General features: G+C 67.3%; 1 protein-coding gene. It reads right to left on the reverse strand.

Going from position 1 to position 499, the window contains the following annotated elements:
• Window positions 1–19: 19 nt before the first annotated feature.
• Window positions 20–499, reverse strand: a 480-nt coding sequence (locus H483_RS37040; RefSeq protein WP_017838455.1) for a response regulator transcription factor, incomplete at its 5' end; no start/stop codon positions are given.

Here is a 499-nt window from a genome sequence, read left to right on the forward strand (position 1 = left end):
TGTGAAGTCGCACTCAGTCTTACCGGTCCGGCTTGAGGCCGTTCTCGATGCCCCACGCGACAGCCTGCGCCCGGGTGGTCACGTCCATCTTGCGGTAGGCCGAACGCACGTAGGTCTTGACCGTGTTGAGCGAGAGGTAGCACTGCTCGGCGATCTGGTCATTGGACAGCCCCTGCACGATCAGGCTGACCACCTCGGCCTCACGGTGCGAGAGGCCGGCCTCCTTGGCGGGCCACTTGTCGGGACCCATGATCGGCAGGCCCGTTCCCGTGAGGGTGACGCGGTTCCCGGCGGCGATCTGCTCGATGCCGCTCACCAGCTCAGGCGCGGTCAGGGACTTGGACAGGAACCCGTGGGCGCCCGCGTCGAGGCTGTCTCGGACCGCGGCCGGGTCCGAGGTGAACGAGTAGACGGCGACCGCCCCGATGGTCGGATCCTGCAGGAGGTTCTCGAGGCGGTCGTCCTTGCCCAGGGATGAGGCGAAGGAGTCGTACAGGGC

Origin of the sequence: Dietzia sp. UCD-THP (assembly GCF_000349585.1) — a bacterium.
Lineage (GTDB): Bacteria > Actinomycetota > Actinomycetes > Mycobacteriales > Mycobacteriaceae > Dietzia > Dietzia natronolimnaea_A.